This window comes from Candidatus Sodalis pierantonius str. SOPE (assembly GCF_000517405.1).
Lineage (GTDB): Bacteria > Pseudomonadota > Gammaproteobacteria > Enterobacterales > Enterobacteriaceae > Sodalis_C > Sodalis_C pierantonii.
This window is the reverse complement of the sequence record NZ_CP006568.1, coordinates 4,074,186-4,090,533: the sequence shown is the minus strand read 5'-3', so window position 1 is coordinate 4,090,533 and position 16,348 is coordinate 4,074,186. Positions and strand designations below refer to the sequence as shown.

At 57.4% G+C, this 16,348-nt stretch carries 21 protein-coding genes and 1 pseudogene; all 22 read right to left on the bottom strand.

Annotated elements, in window-relative coordinates; genetic code table 11:
- Positions 1-36: 36 nt before the first annotated feature.
- The gene (locus SOPEG_RS20245; protein ID WP_038469141.1) at positions 37-708 is read right to left on the bottom strand and encodes a hypothetical protein; all 672 of its coding nucleotides are present in this window, start codon (positions 706-708) and stop codon (positions 37-39) included.
- Complete coding sequence (locus tag SOPEG_RS20240; protein ID WP_158382497.1) at positions 671-1,243, bottom strand: type III secretion apparatus protein OrgA/MxiK; 573 nt, start codon at positions 1,241-1,243, stop codon at positions 671-673. Before SOPEG_RS20240 ends, SOPEG_RS20245 begins: the two co-directional genes overlap by 38 nt.
- A 30-nt stretch (positions 1,244-1,273) precedes the next feature.
- Positions 1,274-2,005, bottom strand: a complete 732-nt coding sequence (locus tag SOPEG_RS20235; RefSeq protein WP_025246693.1) for an EscJ/YscJ/HrcJ family type III secretion inner membrane ring protein — start codon at positions 2,003-2,005, stop codon at positions 1,274-1,276.
- Complete coding sequence (locus tag SOPEG_RS20230) at positions 2,002-2,226, bottom strand: hypothetical protein (RefSeq protein WP_025246692.1); 225 nt, start codon at positions 2,224-2,226, stop codon at positions 2,002-2,004. The genes SOPEG_RS20235 and SOPEG_RS20230 overlap by 4 nt, the downstream gene beginning before the upstream one ends.
- Before the next feature lie 131 nt (positions 2,227-2,357).
- A complete protein-coding gene (locus SOPEG_RS28020) occupies positions 2,358-2,612 on the bottom strand; it encodes a hypothetical protein (RefSeq protein WP_025420828.1) in 255 nt (84 codons plus the stop codon).
- A 3-nt stretch (positions 2,613-2,615) separates the two neighbouring features.
- Positions 2,616-2,753: a PrgH/EprH family type III secretion apparatus protein gene (locus SOPEG_RS31045; RefSeq protein WP_158382494.1), complete on the bottom strand. Its 138-nt coding sequence runs from the start codon at positions 2,751-2,753 to the stop codon at positions 2,616-2,618.
- Positions 2,728-3,366: a PrgH/EprH family type III secretion apparatus protein gene (locus SOPEG_RS30085; RefSeq protein WP_081743078.1), complete on the bottom strand. Its 639-nt coding sequence runs from the start codon at positions 3,364-3,366 to the stop codon at positions 2,728-2,730. Before SOPEG_RS30085 ends, SOPEG_RS31045 begins: the two co-directional genes overlap by 26 nt.
- A gap of 44 nt (positions 3,367-3,410) precedes the next feature.
- Positions 3,411-3,815: pseudogene (locus tag SOPEG_RS31040) on the bottom strand (PrgH/EprH family type III secretion apparatus protein); the annotation flags it as partial.
- A gap of 302 nt (positions 3,816-4,117) precedes the next feature.
- Positions 4,118-5,041, bottom strand: coding sequence for an IS5-like element ISSoEn1 family transposase (locus SOPEG_RS20220; RefSeq protein WP_025243865.1), 924 nt, complete (start codon positions 5,039-5,041; stop codon positions 4,118-4,120).
- A gap of 275 nt (positions 5,042-5,316) precedes the next feature.
- A complete protein-coding gene (locus SOPEG_RS20215; RefSeq protein WP_025246689.1) occupies positions 5,317-5,823 on the bottom strand; it encodes a tetratricopeptide repeat protein in 507 nt (168 codons plus the stop codon).
- Positions 5,824-6,000: 177 nt separating this feature from the next.
- On the bottom strand, positions 6,001-6,924 hold the full coding sequence (locus SOPEG_RS20210; protein WP_025243865.1) for an IS5-like element ISSoEn1 family transposase: 924 nt from the start codon (positions 6,922-6,924) through the stop codon (positions 6,001-6,003).
- Between the two features lie 64 nt (positions 6,925-6,988).
- A complete protein-coding gene (locus SOPEG_RS20205; RefSeq protein ID WP_025246688.1) occupies positions 6,989-8,041 on the bottom strand; it encodes an EscU/YscU/HrcU family type III secretion system export apparatus switch protein in 1,053 nt (350 codons plus the stop codon).
- Positions 8,031-8,828, bottom strand: coding sequence for a type III secretion system export apparatus subunit SctT (sctT, locus tag SOPEG_RS20200; RefSeq protein WP_025246687.1), 798 nt, complete (start codon positions 8,826-8,828; stop codon positions 8,031-8,033). Before sctT ends, SOPEG_RS20205 begins: the two co-directional genes overlap by 11 nt.
- Positions 8,829-8,831: 3 nt before the next feature.
- Positions 8,832-9,092 (bottom strand): EscS/YscS/HrcS family type III secretion system export apparatus protein, encoded by a 261-nt coding sequence (locus SOPEG_RS20195; protein WP_025246686.1) that lies wholly within the window; start codon positions 9,090-9,092, stop codon positions 8,832-8,834.
- Entirely contained in the window at positions 9,089-9,664 is a 576-nt protein-coding gene (locus tag SOPEG_RS20190; RefSeq protein ID WP_025246685.1) for an EscR/YscR/HrcR family type III secretion system export apparatus protein, read from the bottom strand. The genes SOPEG_RS20195 and SOPEG_RS20190 overlap by 4 nt, the downstream gene beginning before the upstream one ends.
- A 7-nt stretch (positions 9,665-9,671) precedes the next feature.
- A complete protein-coding gene (locus tag SOPEG_RS28940; protein ID WP_051419945.1) occupies positions 9,672-10,826 on the bottom strand; it encodes a FliM/FliN family flagellar motor switch protein in 1,155 nt (384 codons plus the stop codon).
- Entirely contained in the window at positions 10,823-11,248 is a 426-nt protein-coding gene (locus SOPEG_RS20180; protein WP_148297150.1) for a hypothetical protein, read from the bottom strand. Before SOPEG_RS20180 ends, SOPEG_RS28940 begins: the two co-directional genes overlap by 4 nt.
- A gap of 354 nt (positions 11,249-11,602) precedes the next feature.
- Positions 11,603-12,058 carry a hypothetical protein gene (locus SOPEG_RS20175; protein WP_158382492.1) on the bottom strand — a complete coding sequence of 152 codons (456 nt, stop codon included), beginning with the start codon at positions 12,056-12,058 and terminating at the stop codon, positions 11,603-11,605.
- On the bottom strand, positions 12,048-13,346 hold the full coding sequence (gene sctN / locus SOPEG_RS20170; protein ID WP_025246681.1) for a type III secretion system ATPase SctN: 1,299 nt from the start codon (positions 13,344-13,346) through the stop codon (positions 12,048-12,050). Before sctN ends, SOPEG_RS20175 begins: the two co-directional genes overlap by 11 nt.
- Complete coding sequence (gene spaK / locus SOPEG_RS20165; RefSeq protein WP_025246680.1) at positions 13,347-13,748, bottom strand: SPI-1 type III secretion system chaperone SpaK; 402 nt, start codon at positions 13,746-13,748, stop codon at positions 13,347-13,349.
- 17 nt (positions 13,749-13,765) lie between these two features.
- A complete protein-coding gene (locus tag SOPEG_RS20160) occupies positions 13,766-15,808 on the bottom strand; it encodes an EscV/YscV/HrcV family type III secretion system export apparatus protein (protein ID WP_025246679.1) in 2,043 nt (680 codons plus the stop codon).
- 393 nt (positions 15,809-16,201) lie between these two features.
- A complete protein-coding gene (locus SOPEG_RS28445) occupies positions 16,202-16,348 on the bottom strand; it encodes a hypothetical protein (protein ID WP_158382490.1) in 147 nt (48 codons plus the stop codon).

Here is a 16,348-nt window from a genome sequence, read left to right as displayed (position 1 = left end):
ATCACTGCCGCTCTGACGACAGACTGACGATGCGCGCTAAGGTTCACGTATCGGCAGGGCATGTTCGCCGGCGAAATGCCGCATCAGCCGATCCGACAGCGCTTGCAGCCCTTGTTCACTGAGCCGGCGGGCTTTTGTGCCATAGTCAGGGCAAGAGGCCATCTGCCGCGTTGCCGCGTCGATAAACGCCTCGGCATCGAATTCCGCGACCTGATCGCCATGTTTCATGATAAAACTCCCGCCGTCGTGGGCGATGATGTCATATTTGCCGCGCCACAGCGCGCCTATCTGGCGCTTGAGCCGTAGCGCGGCGGCGCGGCGAACCGCTGGCACCCACAGCTCCAGCGGCGCCGGAATCGACGGCTCGGGCTGTTGCGCCAGCCACTCTTCCAGCAGCACCAGCAGCAAATCAGCATGGGACAACGCCGCCGTAAGCAGCGCGCGGGTGTGGTCCTCAACCTCGCGCTGCAGCGACAGACGCAGACCCTGCCGCTCGGCAAGATAGTCGGCCACCGCGTCCGCCGCGGCCAACACTCCCTGCTGGTATCCTTCGCTTATGGCCTGGCTTCGCAAGCGCTCCGCCTCTTCGGCGGCCTGTTTAAGGCATTTCACCGTCTCGCGGCGGGTCTGTTTGATTAAATCCATCGCGCAACGCTGGCGCTGGAGGTGTTCACGTTTGATCAATATACCGCCGTAAACCGGCGGCATCCGGCGTAGCGGGATGTCTCTTGGCATGTTGAAAGGCAAGTTTGAGTAATAGTCGACAGGGGGACGGTCGGGACAATCCATATGAATCATCCCGGCCCTCCTCCGGCGGGAACAGCAGATCCAAGCGCTGGCGCAGGCCGCGAGGCAAACCGTCCGCAAACGCCAGCAATTCATATCGCCCCCACGCTAACAGCCGTGCCGGGCTGGGCAGGCTCTCCGTGGGCGATGATCGGGATGCCATCAGCGGTAGCGCGGCGAACTGTCGCAACCAATCGGGAAAACCGGCACCGCACCCGCCTCTGGCGAGCGAGGCCCGATGACGCTGGCAGGCCATCAGCAGCGCCGTTTGGGGCAGCAAATGCCACGCCTCGACGAACTGGCGCGGCAAAGAGTGCGCGGGCAGCGCCGGACGCTCAAGACTGAGCCCGTACAGGCTTATCAGCATACCGTTAAGTATCGAGCGCTGCGCGATGCCGTCCAGCCTGGCAGGCAGCGCAAAGCGGGCCGGATGGATCCACGTCAGGGGATCGTACATAATGCTATCAAGGGGCACGACACTCATCGCTCATCTCGCGCGCATGGCCGCAGCCCGCTTTTTTCGCCACCATAATCCGGCCGACAGCAGCAAGGCCAGACCGGCGCCAACGCCCCCCAGTCGCCAGCCGTTAAGCGATGCCGCCGCGGTGGGCGACTGACGCACCGGCGGTAGATGCTGCGGCACCGGCCGGCGGGAGAGGACGACTGAAATATGCTCGTAGGCCACCTCGGCGAAGCTGTTTTTCAAGAAACGTTTCACATCGCCTATATCGCCTATCAAGAGCGACGGATCGCTTTCCGGCTCATAGCTCACAAGCGCGGAAAGGTGTACCGGTCGGGGCGTCCTGCCGTTCTCGCCGGCGTCGATATCGTAGCTGACGTGAACGCGCGCATTCACGACCCCCTCAAGCACCTGCAATGATTGCTCCAGGCGCTGTTCGATAGCCGAATACAACCTTGCCTTTTCGGCGCGCGGCGAAGAAACCAGTGAGTCGCCGGGAAACATCCGCGCGATTTCCATGCGGGGCGGCGAAGGTAACTGGTAAGTTTTCAACAGATCCACGGCCGCCGGCAAATCCACTTTGCGAATGGTAATGCTGTAACCACTTTTGCCGTGGTCTCTCTTTTCAGCGGAGATATTGTTGCGTTGCAGCGTGGCAATGACCTCGTTAGCCTGTACCTGATCGAGGCTTTTAAGCAACGCCTCATCTTTACAGGCGCTCAGCATGGCGCCGCAGGCCAGGCGGCTGGCGCTGCTCATGTGCCTAGCACGGTCTTTACCGCCTGGGTGGCTTTATTGACCAGTGCCGCTATCAGCGAGGTGCGCATGGTGTATTTCATGCCGTTGACTTGCTGCCGCACCATGTCCGTCAGCGCGTCATGCCGCTGGCTTAGCGGGGGCGGGGGCCGCAATAGCGCGAGCTTGTCGTGGTGGTTCTCGGCCACGCCGGCGACAAGGGTGTGCAGTAATTTCTCCTCCAAGCTGCAGATCCCCTCCCGCGCGACGGAAACGGTCGATGAGTGCTGGAGAGGGTTGCCCCGCTAAAGGGGGCTGATGCTTGCGTGCATAATCTCGTTTCCTTTGAGAGTGAGGCAAGTTTCCCGCCTTGCCGTTAGCGCGAGTTGCGAATGATTTCCGAGACGATATCGCTGAACATCTTCAATCGGGTCGTCAGGCTGAGAAAGCCGTTTTTAAGATTCGCGTCATTTTTCTGCGCCATGTATGCCGCCAGGGGATCAATATTATCCTGTTGATTTACCGCATTAGCAGCCCTATCGTATATCGACTCAATGTGATTTACGGCTTGGCTGGGATTGCCAGCGTACCTGCTCTGTTCACTCGGGCTTAGGCTACCGATACCGTTCACGTTTTATCTCCTTATCTGTTGTGATGACGACGGGGTGAAATGCCAGTGGCCGGCGTTGGGTTTGACAAAATTCTGCTGGCCGTAGGAAAAAGATTTTCCCGCCAGCGGGTCGTCCTTAAGGTCGACGGCGAACTGCACCATAGTTGCTGCTCCACCGCTGCTGGAAGGTTTCCACATAGCGGCGGATTCGCTGGCGCTCGCCGTCCTCCAGCGCACCGTTTATCACGAAGGTGACGCTGTTGGGATGATCGACACGCTGATAACCGACCGCCAGCTGTCTCAAGCCGTTTTCGACGTCGCGCACCACAGCGTCGTCGTCCAGCTGACCGAACGAGATCTGCCGCGCATAAGGCAACATTTCCAATAGCGCCTCGCTCAATCGATCCTGCTCCGCCGGGGAGAGCACGGCCCGCTGTCGGCTGAGAATCAGCTCCGGCGCGGACGGATCGTCGATGTGGATGCGATGGAAACCCAGCCAGGGATAGTACCGTTCCAGCCAGGCATGCACCCGCCTGCGCTCGTCGTTACGGCTCAACACCTTCACCACCTTCACCGCGGCGGCAGGGGTGTGGCGCACCAACGACTGGCGGCCCCAGGAGGCATCCCGCTCACTGTCGGCCAGCATATACAGGCTCCCGTCCTTGCCGGGCAAAAGATGGAACTTACCGTTGTCACCGGCAAAATGCCTGTCCAAGGTCGCGGCATCCTCATGACCCGTAACGATGGTAGTACCGCAGCAGATAACCCGCGCCAAGCAGGGCTATCAGCGACATCAGAGCCAGTACGCCCCTGCGGCGCCATCGCGACCGGCGTTGGCGTCTCGCAATAGTCCAGAATCGCCGCATCCCACGCCGCCGCCGCTTTGACCGCCAGCGCCTGCGGGCCGGCGGTCAACACCCGATTAGCGACCAGGGGTGTTTCGCGGGTACCGTCATCGTTTAAAACGCGCAGCACGCTTTTGTGCGGCGCGGCAGTATCAATGACAATTTCAAAGTTGACGCCGCCCTGATGACGCGGAATGAAAATGGTCTCCGGCGGCAGGGAAGGCGGCGCATGACGTGAGTCGGTCTGCCCCTCGCCACCGGCAACAAATAACGTTATGGGTTCGCTAAGGAAATATTCGCATCCTTTAAGCGAACCGTTCAGCAAGCGTAATACGAGACCGTCCCGGCACAGCAACCCAAGTTCGTTTTCTTTATTCATCATCCATAATATCTATCAACACCGTAACCTGCGAGGTACTTAATAATATGTATAACCTGTTCATTGGCGAAACTTCATGATGGAAATATGATGAATTATTATTGTGCGCGAGGAATTATTGCCGCCTGGGGAAATAAATTCTCATCATCGCCGTCGTAATACGCTTAAAGTGACGAGCTTTCACCGGGGCAATTTATTATTTCCCCTCAAGGCTCTTGCTATTGCCACAATGAAGCATCGCGGTGGCGCTGTGTTGAATAAATCCGAAATTTGTGACGACTTCCTCCCTATCAGAGCGATTGTTACATGATGCGGACGCTGTTTGGCATTCCTAACAGCGTGATCCGGTTAAGCGCTTTGACCATTGCCATAGCCTCACCTACCTGCGCGTCATAGTCATGCAGACTCAGATGACCACCCAGAAGTGTTTTAAACCGGAACATGGCCGTTTCAGCCAGTGAACGCCGGTGATAACCTACTTTCTTTTTCCAGGTATCGTTATTGCCGCTCAGATGCTGATTTGCCACCGCATGGTTACGCTCATGGTATCGAGCTGGCCAATATTGCGCACCACTTCGCGGTGGGATAAGAGGCTTTATTTTTTTCCTCAGCAGAGCATCATGACAGTAACGCGTATCGTAAGCACTGTCAGCCGACGCTTCCCTGATTTTCCGGTGGGTTTGGTTAATCAGCCCGGGCAGCGCCTGCGCATCTGTCGTACCGCTTAGCGATAAATCGGCACAGATAATTTCATGTGTCACGCTATCTACTGCCAGATGAAGCTTGCGCCATACTCTGCGCCTCTCAGCCCCATGCTGCCTGACTTTCCATTCGCCTTCGCCGAAGACTTTCAGGCCGGTGCCATCGATGACCAGGTGTGAGATTTCGCCGCGGGTTGGCGTTTTTATGCTGATGTCGACGGTTTTTGCTCGCCGGCTGACCAGAGAGTAATCTGGGCAGCGCAGCGACAGCCCCATCAGTTTAAAAATCGAGTCAACGAAACCCTGTAACGCCCGGAGCGAAAGGTTAAACACGCGCTTTATCATCAGAACCGTGGTAATGGCCATATCGGTGTAGTGAAGCGGCCGGCCACGATGTTCAGGTGGTGTACTCTCAGTCCATGCAGCAATGGCTGACTCATCAAGCCATACTGTCAGGTCCCCCCGCTGCCTGAGCGCATTGTTATATGCGGGCCAGTTGGTAATTTTAAACTTTTGCTTTGCCATGGGGACCTGATGTTGAAACGAATGTAGTGATCAGAGCCGCCAGTCACCTAAAAGTTCGATTTATTCAACAAAGCCTCGCGGTGGTTGAAAGTCTTGCGCGCCAAGTTCCAATATCGGGTTTTGACCTGACAATAACATCGCGCTATAGCGGACTTATTGTCACCCACCCGAGGCATCGTCTATTCCCCAGCGCAACATCGTAAGTTATTGCCCAAACGAGGCACGCGCAAGATGCGCCCCGCGTTCTTCACGCGGGAACGGCACAGGTCCATCCATCAGGGACAGTCGTCCAGACCGGCATTATGCTGTTCCTGACCCGCTGATTGACTCAGTTCGTCGAGGCTCTGGCGCGCCCAGCGGGTCAACTCGTTTTGCTGGCAATGATCAATGACCAATTGAAAATAGCGCTTCGCTTTGGCTTTTTTATGCATCAGCGCCTGACACTGGCCGCTGTAGAAAACCGGTCGGTAATCCTGTTTCGCCATAGAAAACGCTACCGCATAAATATCCGCCGCCTTTTGATACTGCTTTTGTAACTGATAGACTGCCCCGAGGCCAATATAATAATCCGGGTTATGGCAGTCATAAATGCACAGAAAACGGAAAAAAGCCGCGGCATTTTCCAGCTGCTGATGAAGATCGTCATTATCGTCACCGCCTGCAAGATCCGTCAGCCAACCTTCAGGTAGATCGCGCATGGCCCTTTCTCCGGCGCCGCTGTTTACCACCTTCCATAATGCTTCAGCAATATTTTTTTTCCGAATATAATTATCAGCGATCATGTTTATCTCCTGAAAATAGCCATATCAAATAAGATAAATTATCAGAGTAAAATAGGGGTTAAATGACACACTTAGTTATTATGCAAAAGAAAATCTATTCATCAATTCTCTTTTGCATAATCGCTGTGTTGAATAAATCCGAAATTTGTGACGACTTCCTCCCTATCAGAGCGATTGTTACATGATGCGGACGCTGTTTGGCATTCCTAACAGCGTGATCCGGTTAAGCGCTTTGACCATTGCCATAGCCTCACCTACCTGCGCGTCATAGTCATGCAGACTCAGATGACCACCCAGAAGTGTTTTAAACCGGAACATGGCCGTTTCAGCCAGTGAACGCCGGTGATAACCTACTTTCTTTTTCCAGGTATCGTTATTGCCGCTCAGATGCTGATTTGCCACCGCATGGTTACGCTCATGGTATCGAGCTGGCCAATATTGCGCACCACTTCGCGGTGGGATAAGAGGCTTTATTTTTTTCCTCAGCAGAGCATCATGACAGTAACGCGTATCGTAAGCACTGTCAGCCGACGCTTCCCTGATTTTCCGGTGGGTTTGGTTAATCAGCCCGGGCAGCGCCTGCGCATCTGTCGTACCGCTTAGCGATAAATCGGCACAGATAATTTCATGTGTCACGCTATCTACTGCCAGATGAAGCTTGCGCCATACTCTGCGCCTCTCAGCCCCATGCTGCCTGACTTTCCATTCGCCTTCGCCGAAGACTTTCAGGCCGGTGCCATCGATGACCAGGTGTGAGATTTCGCCGCGGGTTGGCGTTTTTATGCTGATGTCGACGGTTTTTGCTCGCCGGCTGACCAGAGAGTAATCTGGGCAGCGCAGCGACAGCCCCATCAGTTTAAAAATCGAGTCAACGAAACCCTGTAACGCCCGGAGCGAAAGGTTAAACACGCGCTTTATCATCAGAACCGTGGTAATGGCCATATCGGTGTAGTGAAGCGGCCGGCCACGATGTTCAGGTGGTGTACTCTCAGTCCATGCAGCAATGGCTGACTCATCAAGCCATACTGTCAGGTCCCCCCGCTGCCTGAGCGCATTGTTATATGCGGGCCAGTTGGTAATTTTAAACTTTTGCTTTGCCATGGGGACCTGATGTTGAAACGAATGTAGTGATCAGAGCCGCCAGTCACCTAAAAGTTCGATTTATTCAACAAAGCCTTGCATAATCATAATGCCCGGCATTTTCTACATCTTGTAACCAGCTTAATAACCTGAGCACCTCGTCAAGCTCGTTAATCTTGACAAAAGAATAGAGGTGATGGGTATGGTAAATCCGTCGGGCCAATTTCACATCTTCAATCACCGGCACGCCGACCTTTTTCGCATATGCGCGCACGGCCAGCGCCCGTTGATTACGCTCCAGCACCGAGATAAATGGCACAGGGGTCAGTTCTGGATTATGATAAATACCCACAGCAAGATGAGTGGGATTGGCAATAATCAATTGCGATCCTTTTATATCGGATTGGGTCTGTTCAGATAAGATCTCCATGTGGGCTTCGCGGCGGCGATGTTTTATCTCCGGGTCTCCTTCCTGCTCTTTCATTTCCCTCTTAATCTCCTGCTTATCCATTTTCAGATCGCGCAGGTGCAAAAAGTAGTCGGCAATAGCGTCAAGGATCATTACGCAGACGATACACAATAAGCAGGTAAGTACCAGCGACATAAGCAATTGTCGCCAGATGGTCACGATGTCCGGCGGATTGGCAAACAGCTGCGCAAAGAGTAATTTCCGCTGACTGCGCCAGATGATCACCAGCGCCATGGCGAACCCCCCCAGATAGAGCATCGCTTTTACGCCGTCTTTCGCGGTACGCAGACTAAATATTTTCTTAATCCCGCGGGCGGGATTGAGGACCTGGAAATTGAGCTTGAACGCCCGGGTCGCCAGCAGAAAGCCGGTTTGCAGCAGCAACGGCAGCGCCGACGCCGCAATCCCTATCGCAATGACCGGCAGCGGCAGCAGCAGGGCGAGAAGCACTAGCGCGTTGCGGTAGGCGCTCAGAGATAACGAAAAATTGCCGGCCACCAGTTGGCGATAAAAATCCATTAGGCTCTCCAGCGAGGTAAAGGAGGTTAGCCAAGCGACGCCGCAAAGCATCGTGCAGGCGATGATGGCATCGCGGGATTTAAACGTTTGCCCTTTTTTCGCGGCGTCGCGCAGGCGCTTAGGCGTCGGCTTTTCGGTTTTATTGCTCATTGCCCCTCTCCCTCGATGGGTCGTCGCTCAGCCAGGCTTCCAGCTGGGGGGGCGTCAGCCAATATTGACGAAACATGTCCGGCAGCAGCGGCGCGAAGTAAATCAAAATAATGAGGAAGGTCACGCCGCTCTTGAGCGTTAATGCGATGGCGAAGGCATTCATCTGCGGCGCAAAGCGGGAAAGCAGGCCCAGCAAAATCTCAATAAGCAACAGCGCCGCCAATACGGGGCTTGAAAGCACCAGGATACGCGGCGTCATCGTCTCTAGCAGGGTGGTCATTTTGCCAAGCGGCGGCAGGCAGGGCTGTAGTGGATCGCACAGTTGATAACTGCCGACAAATACCTCGAGCAGCAGCGTCAAACCGCCCCCCTGCAAAAACACCGCGGCAAAAAAGAGATTAAATAAATTGGCCAGTTCCGAAGTATCGACGCCGCTGATGGGATCATAGGCGCTGCTGAGCAATGCGCCGCGCTGATAGTCAATTAGCGCCCCCAGACCATGCATAACCCAAAACGGCAGCGCCAATAATATTGCCAGCAGAAGGCCGATCGCCGCCTCGCGCAACACGATTTCCAGCATGTGCGCGCCCTCAAGGGAGGCCATGGCGTCGAAGGAGTAAGGCCACAGGGCAGCGCCGACGAAAAAAATGACCGGCGTGCGGACGGTAATGCTAACAATGTTGCCGCTGAAAAACGGCAACAGGAAAAACGCCGGCGTAATGCGTGCCGACACCACCGCCAGGGCAACGAGCCATTCATACAGGGAAGACCACAGAGGCGAGATCATCAGTCAGGCGCGGCTTAACGCCACCCTTATCACTTCATGGCCAAACTGCAACAGCGTTTCGCCATACCAGCCGGATAGCAAAAAAAGGCACAGGGTGACGCTCAACAGTTTGATGCCGAACTGCAGCGTTTGTTCTTGCAATTGCAACACGGTTTGGCACAGCCCCACCAGCAATCCCACAAGCGTTGCCACAATGATCGGCCCCGCCGCCATAATAAGCACCAGATACAAGGCTTTGTTACCGGCAAACAACAAATTATTCATCCTGGGCCTCCTGCAATATCCGTGCCGGCGCCCATATCGAGATATTGCAGCACCAGCCCCTGCGACAGCAACGTCCAGCCGTCAAGTACCACAAACGGCGAGTACAGATAAAAGCCGATTCGGAAAGAGTCCTTGATTTCACTCAGCGCATAAGCGGGCAATAGCGCCAGCATCGAGGGGGTATGGTCTGGCGCCTCGGCGTTGTGCGCGCCGCCGTGCGCCCGGTCGAAGAACGCCGTCAGATGCGGATCGGCGTATTTCTGTAGATAATGCCGGTACGACTCCATGCTGTTTTCCAAAAATTCCAGTACCGAGGCGGCGCTGCTCAGTGTTACCGGCTGCGCCTGGTAGGCATGGTAAGCATCGCCGGCGATAGGCCCCATAATAAACATCGCCAGCATCAGCGCGATGCCGTTCAGGGTGAGGTTGGAGGGGACCTGCTGCAAACCCAGCGCGTTGCGCACCATAACGAAGACGATGGAAAACTTGATATAACAAGTGCCGGAGGCGATGATAAAGGGCAACAGCGTCGCCAGCGCCAGGATCCCGATAAGGCTCATCTCGTTGGGCAAGCCGAAATTAGCGGTCATAGCGGTTATTCAGCGACAACTCCATTAACGCCACGCCCAGGCGACCTTCGAGCTGTACCAATTCGCCGAGCGCCAGCAGATGCCCATTGGCGCGTATCTCGATATGTTTTTCCCCCTCCGGATCCAGCTCCAGTACCTTTCCCTGACGAAACTGCTGTATTTCCCCCAACGACAGATAACGGCGCTGCAAAATAAATTCCAGCGTCAGCGGCAGATTGGCCAGCGGATCCTCCCCCTCATCGCTAAGCGGTGTTCGCCCCGCCGGGGCTGGCCCCTCGCCGCCGGCGTCGGGATGCGGGACGCCGGCGGCGCCAGAGTCGGCCGGCGTCTGCGGTAGACCGGATGAGGCCGCGGGATAACTGCCGCACTCCCACGGGTGGCCAGCCGTTACGATACGGAAGGCGCTGTGGGATTGACCGGCGGCGTGCGCATTACCGGGCTTCGCGGCAGCATCGGCCGCGGCGAAAGCTAAATCGGGCGTTAGAGAAACATGGCCGGGGGCCAGCGTGCCTTCATCGTTATCATTGGCCTTCATGCTGATTTTTCCTTCCTGTTGTAAATAAAAACCGATCGGACGTCCTTGGCATTTCACTTGGCGAGTCAGCCGCGAGATAAGCAGGACATCGCCGGACGCCAGTTGGCTGCGCATCGCCGCCGGAAGAAGACTGCTGCCAATCACCCATTCCACTACCAGGGGAACGCCGGACAGACAGGGCAAACCGGCGGCGTGGATAGGGGGTAGCGGCGCGTTGAATTGCGTCAGCCAAACCGGACACTCCTGCGCGGGCAGATACAGACAGGGGCCGGCGCCGGCGCGATAGTGCATCAGCGGGCCGATCTCCAGAGCCTGGCCGGACAATACCGCCGGCGCGAAAGACAAAGGCTGCGGCATGGCCTTTATCAACGCCTGGATTTGGCGATCGCTGATGGCTTCGCGCGCCAGCGCCGCCAGTTCCGGACTGTGCCAAGCCAGCCACTGACGCGGATCGATCATCCCCCGCCAGCGATCGTCGCCGATGGACAGATAGACACCCTCCGGAGGAGAGCGCAAACGGGCGGGCATGCCCTGGGCGTTCCATGCCGCCTGCAGCCGCCGCCAGCGGACGTCGGCTGGCGTCAGCCTGCGTAACCGAAATGCCTTCACGTCGGCGTCTCCGGCAGGCCCGGCGCCGACGCCGCTGCCGGGACATTCATCAGGCGAACGCCCGCAGGCGCGCCCGGAAGATGCGCCGCCAGGCGATCCCTTACCTGATGGCTGGACGGGATCAGCCGATATCCCCCCTCATCCATCGCCGCCAGGATCCGCACAAAATCCCCTTCATCGCCGCGGAACCGATAGATCCACTGCGCGGTCGCCGCCGTCATCTCCTGCGGCGCGGGGGACGGCAACGGCTGCGGTTCCGGCTGGCGCGGCGCCCGCCGTTTCTGCCGGTAGCGGGCGCCGGGTGCATCATGGCGCTCGGCCAGTACTGTGGACATCAGCAGCGGATCGGCGGCGCGCTGCAGCGCCAGCCACTGGCTTTGCTCAATCTCTTTGACCAGGGCCGTATGAAGCGCTTCCGCCAACGCTCGCGGCTCCGGCTGCGCGATCGGTGCGCGCAACTTGCCCGCACCGGGCCCGTGAAGCGCCGCGCGCCATTCACCGCCGGGCCGCCGCCCTTTGCCGGCTCCGAGTGACGGCCGCCCTGCGCCACTGCCCCTGCAACGAAGAGCACGACGAAAACGCCTGCTCCCCCCATGCAGATGACCACTCCTCCAGCAGGCGGTCTTCCGTGACGGCGACCTGCTGACGCTCCCCGCCGCCGCACGATGAAGGCGCGGCGCGCCAGTCTGCATGCACATTCTCTGGCGATGAGGCGGAAACTCTCTCCGCCAGCGGCGTAATGGCCGGGGATGCCGCCGTGGCTGACGGCCAGTCCCTTATCCTTGCGAGCGGTTCCATGTCATCATCTCCTCTGTTTCTGTCTCCTGCCGGTACAATTGCATTAACCGATTGGCGTGCCGCTGCCGTTCAAGCCAGCCATCGTACTTTTCCCGCTTCCTCTGCCACGCGCGCCGTTGGCCAAGCGCCTCACGCTGCTGCTTATCCAGCGCTAGCACCGCCTGTTCCATCTGCCGCTGCCGATCCGCCAGCCGCCGGCTTTCTTCGCGCAGGGCCATCAACCGCTGCTGATGCAACATCATTGCGCTGCGATCGACGACCCCCTGTGGCCGGACAAGCGCCGTTTGCCGCGCGACGGTCCACTGCTGCTCCCCCAGCGTCTTGAGCCGGGAGGCCAGCGTTTCCCGTTGCCGCACCAGCGCCGCGAGCGTCGCCGTCAGCGTGCGGTAACACAGCTCGCAGCGCGCGCTGAGTCGTTCGATATCACGTATCAAGGGCATGCATTAGCCTCAGCGTCTGGCCGACATCCTCCGCCCGATCGGCGTCTTGGCGAAGGAAGTCCCATAGCGCCTGTTTTTTGGCCTGCGCTCGGTCATTTTCCGCGTTATCCCCCGGGCGATACTCCCCTAAATCGATCAAGGTCTGCATCTCCTCCAGCCGGGTCATCAGGCCACGAATGACGCCGGCCAGCGACTGTTGCCGGGATTCGGTCACCTGCCCCGCCACGCGGCTGGCGCTGCGTAGGATATCGATAGCCGGATAGTGATTCGCCGCCGCCAGTTTACGGCTGAGGTAAATATGGCCGTCGAGAATCGAGCGGATTTCGTCGGCGATGGGATCCGGCTCGTCATCGCCTTCCAACAGCACCGTGTAAAATGCCGTAATACTGCCGGTATGCGTATTCCCCGGCCGCTCCAGAAGACGCGGCAGCGCGTCAAACACCGAAGCGGGGTAGCCCCGTCTGGCCGGCGCTTCGCCCGTGGCCAGAGCCACATCCCGCAGCGCGCGGGCAAAGCGAGTCAAGGAATCCAGGAACAGCACCACCCGTTTGCCTTGATCGCGAAAGTATTCCGCCACCGTCGTCGCCACCAGCGCGGCATTGCATCGCTCCAGGAAGGCGTAATTGGAGGTGGCATACACCAGTACGCATTGATGTCGGCGGGGGGAGAGGCGTAATGCCTCGGCGAATTCGGTCACCTCGCGACCCCGCTCTCCCACCAGGCCGATAACGAACACCTCGGCGTCGGCGTGGGCAATCAGCTGATGCATTAGCAGGGTTTTGCCGCACCCGGCGGAGGAAAAAATTCCCACGCGTTGGCCGATGCCGCAGGTCAGCAGCCCATCAAGCGCGCGGATGCCGGTGATAAGGGGTTGCCGCACCCCCACGCGTTGACGATAGTCCGGCGCGGGCGCATCAATGGCGCGCAGTTCAACGGCGCCGGCCTGCGGCGGCGGCGGCACCAGGCGCTCACTCAGCCGGCCCGAGGGCAGGATGATGGTGCCGAGCAGCGTGTCGCCTACCGCCACCCGCAGCGGGCCGCCGGTGGGATGGATCAGCATCTCCCGCGACAGGCCGTGGGCGGCGCCGATAAGGCTGAGCACCGTCCGCTCGCGGTGAAACCCCAGCACCTGCGCATGAGCGATCACTTCGCGCGAGCGCCAATGACGGCGGATCTCGCAAATCTCGCCTACCACCACCTCCGGCAGCGCCGCCTCAATAATTGGCCCCGACAGACGCAGGGGAAGCGCCTGTCGTCGCAGCATTCTCAGCGGCCACTCCATTTAGCGTAACGCCTTAGTGAAACGTTCCAAACGCTCGAAGAAGCCGCTTAATGCACTGGCGAAATTTTGTTTGTTCTCCAGACACCAAGGCAACAGCAGCGCCTTAAGCTCAAGGTAGCTTTCATTTTCAGCCAGCGAAAAATGCCCCCCGCGAATATACTCCGCGCCTTCAAGCAACTCTTTTAATAAGTTATACGAACATTGCTCAAGGATAGTGTCCTGATATTCCGCAATGCGCGACCACAGCCAGATATCGTCATCGCTGCTGCTGATATAAACACTTGGAATGTCATTAAAATCCAGCGCAATCGTGGAATGACTGTCGAAATTACCCAGTAAACTGGGATCGCAGCCGTTGTCCAGCAGCGCCTCGCGTACCAATGCCGCAATATCAACGTACATGTCGTATTCCTTTTGGTTTAAATTGTTTTGATGACATTTACGGTTACGCTGTCTGTTAATTCATCGAATGACAGCACTTCCAAATCGCGAAAACGATGTTGAATAAGTGATTTGATAAAACGTCGAATATCCGCCGCCGCCAGCAGCACAATATCGCGCTGGACGATGGGCAAGTTTTCCAGGGCGGCGGTAAATAACGCCATTAATTCTTCCGACACCTGCGGACTGAGATTCAGGAAAGTGCCCGCCGACGTGCTATGGATGCTGGCGCGAAGGGTTTCCTCCACTTCCGGCGACAGCATGACCACCCGCAGCAGGTTATCGGTGGCGAATTGGTGGCAGATATAGCGCGCCAGCGCGCAGCGTACGTGCTCCACCAGCGCGGACACATCTTTTTCCCGCGGCGCCCACAGGGCCATCGCCTCCATAATCAGCTTCAAATGACGAATGGAAATGCGCTCCATCAGCAGCCGCTGCAGCAACTCGGCGATGCGCTGCACCGTAGCGTGGCGCAACACTTCCTTGAGCAGATCGGGCGCATGGCCTTCCATTTGATCCAGCAAGTGCTTGGTTTCCTGCACGCCAAAAAATTCGTTGACGTGGTGAGTCAGCATCACCGCGAAGCAGTGATAGAGTTCATCCACCGCCGGGCGCAGCACGCAACCCGCGGCAAGCAGCTTCTCCCGATCATTCGGCGACGCCCACACCGCCTCCTGATCCTGATGCAATGTCACGTCGGACGGACAGGGCCGGTCGCCGGGTATGCTGCGCCTCAACATGTCGAAGTGGATGGTGAAGGTGTCGGCGCGAATTTCATTAAGCAGTACCCCCACCGTCCGATCATCCGTATGTTCGCAGGGGCGTAGCATCAAAGGCGGCAACGTGACGCCAAAGTCGATAAGGAACTGGCCGCGCAGTCGTTCGCATAATTGCTCTTTTTCCAGCCGGGCGTAATTGGCGCGCGACACCTGTAGGATCACCACCAGCGCCTCGGGCATCATCCGATCCGGATAGCCGCCGGCCGGCTGGCCGTCCCCTCTTCCGGCGTGCAGCGTCATGCCGCCGGCATAGTCCGCGGGCGCGGGCAGCGGGACGGTGCGGGTTTGCCGCTGGCGCATCAGCAGCAATGTCCCGAGCGCCATCGCCAGCATAACGAACACCGGCAGCGGAAAGCCGGGCAGCATACCGATGGATAGCGCCAGCACGGCGGTGACAAGCAGCACGAAGGGGTTTCCCAGCAATTGCTGCATGATATTGCGGCCCAGATTATCGCCATCGCCGTTGACCCGGGTGACGATGAGGCCTGCATTAATCGAGATCAGTAGCGTCGGAATCTGGCCGACCAGCCCGTCGCCGATGGTCAAGAGAGTAAACGTGGACAACGCCTGAGACAGATCCATGTGATGCTGGTTCATGCCCACCGCGATGCCGCCGATAAAGTTGACGAAGGCGACGATAATGCTGGCGATCGCATCGCCCTTAATAAACTTCATCGCGCCGCCGAACGCGCCGTAGAGCTGACTTTCACGTTCCAGCACGCTGCGCCGCTCGCGTGCGCCTTCGGCGTCGATCACGCCGCCGCGCAGGTCGGCGTCAATACTCATCTGCTTGCCGGGCATCCCGTCCAGACAAAAGCGCGCGGCCACCTCGGCGACACCTTCAGAGCCTTTCGTGATGACGATGAACTGAACCACGGTCACGATGGCAAAAATGACAAACCCCACCACCAGGTTATCGCAGATGACAAACTGGCCGAAGGTGGCAATAATTTCACCAGCGTCGGCGTCGGTCAGGATAAGCCGACTGGTGCTTATCGTCAGCGCCAGTCTGAACAGAGTCGTTATTAACAGCACCGCGGGAAACGTCGAAAAGCTTAAAATGCGATCGATATAAAACGCCCCCATGAATACCAGCATGGCGATGACAATGTTCAGGCCGATAAGAAAATCCACCAAATAGGTCGGCAGTGAAATTATGAGCATGGCAATGATTGTAATCACCAATACCAGAATCAATAATTCAGGACGGGAATGAATGTGGTTTAAAAATCGATTAAGCACGTGAATGATCCATTTCGTTCAGCCAGATAGATATCAAGCAAGGACGCGACGTCCGCCGCCCGTTATTCCCGTCGAGCGGCGACGCGTTAACCGCACTAGCGCCGAGCCGCCCGCGCGATCCCAACAGCATTTTTATTTTTATGATGAAAAATTATATGCATGATTAATAATTATCGCAGCCGCGGAGATAAATGAAAGACGGCGGTCGGAATCACGGCCGCGCCGCGGCCTTAGATTTAGACAAGGTCGCGCGACAATATCGTGTCAGCGGACGGGATAACCTTGCTCATATTAACCACATTTGCTCACCGCCGGGTAAACCGGCGCACATTTTCTCGGCTAATAAGAATTTTCACCGCCTTGTTATCTCCCGCCGCCGTGTTATTTGGACGGTTACTGCTGGCTGGCGAGGTAATTATCGGCCCAGTCCTTCAATATACCCTCATGGCTGCGTGCGGCGATGGAACGGGCAAACGCGGCAGCGTCCTGCTGCAGCGGCGCGGAAATTTCCCGCGGTTGGATGAGAAAAATTCTGACCAT

What these genes read in the sequence shown, in the direction of transcription:
- SOPEG_RS20220 (WP_025243865.1), bottom strand. Translation starts at nt 5,041, where the DNA reads ATGGCAAAGCAAAAGTTTAAAATTACCAACTGGCCCGCATATAACAAT.
- SOPEG_RS28445 (WP_158382490.1), bottom strand. Translation starts at nt 16,348, where the DNA reads ATGGTCAGAATTTTTCTCATCCAACCGCGGGAAATTTCCGCGCCGCTG.
- SOPEG_RS31045 (WP_158382494.1), bottom strand. Translation starts at nt 2,753, where the DNA reads ATGGTGCAGTTCGCCGTCGACCTTAAGGACGACCCGCTGGCGGGAAAA.
- sctN (WP_025246681.1), bottom strand. Translation starts at nt 13,346, where the DNA reads ATGGAGTGGCCGCTGAGAATGCTGCGACGACAGGCGCTTCCCCTGCGT.
- SOPEG_RS20215 (WP_025246689.1), bottom strand. Translation starts at nt 5,823, where the DNA reads ATGATCGCTGATAATTATATTCGGAAAAAAAATATTGCTGAAGCATTA.
- spaK (WP_025246680.1), bottom strand. Translation starts at nt 13,748, where the DNA reads ATGTACGTTGATATTGCGGCATTGGTACGCGAGGCGCTGCTGGACAAC.
- SOPEG_RS20205 (WP_025246688.1), bottom strand. Translation starts at nt 8,041, where the DNA reads ATGAGCAATAAAACCGAAAAGCCGACGCCTAAGCGCCTGCGCGACGCC.
- SOPEG_RS20195 (WP_025246686.1), bottom strand. Translation starts at nt 9,092, where the DNA reads ATGAATAATTTGTTGTTTGCCGGTAACAAAGCCTTGTATCTGGTGCTT.
- SOPEG_RS20235 (WP_025246693.1), bottom strand. Translation starts at nt 2,005, where the DNA reads ATGAGCAGCGCCAGCCGCCTGGCCTGCGGCGCCATGCTGAGCGCCTGT.
- SOPEG_RS20210 (WP_025243865.1), bottom strand. Translation starts at nt 6,924, where the DNA reads ATGGCAAAGCAAAAGTTTAAAATTACCAACTGGCCCGCATATAACAAT.
- SOPEG_RS20240 (WP_158382497.1), bottom strand. Translation starts at nt 1,243, where the DNA reads ATGTACGATCCCCTGACGTGGATCCATCCGGCCCGCTTTGCGCTGCCT.
- sctT (WP_025246687.1), bottom strand. Translation starts at nt 8,828, where the DNA reads ATGATCTCGCCTCTGTGGTCTTCCCTGTATGAATGGCTCGTTGCCCTG.
- SOPEG_RS20245 (WP_038469141.1), bottom strand. Translation starts at nt 708, where the DNA reads ATGCCGCCGGTTTACGGCGGTATATTGATCAAACGTGAACACCTCCAG.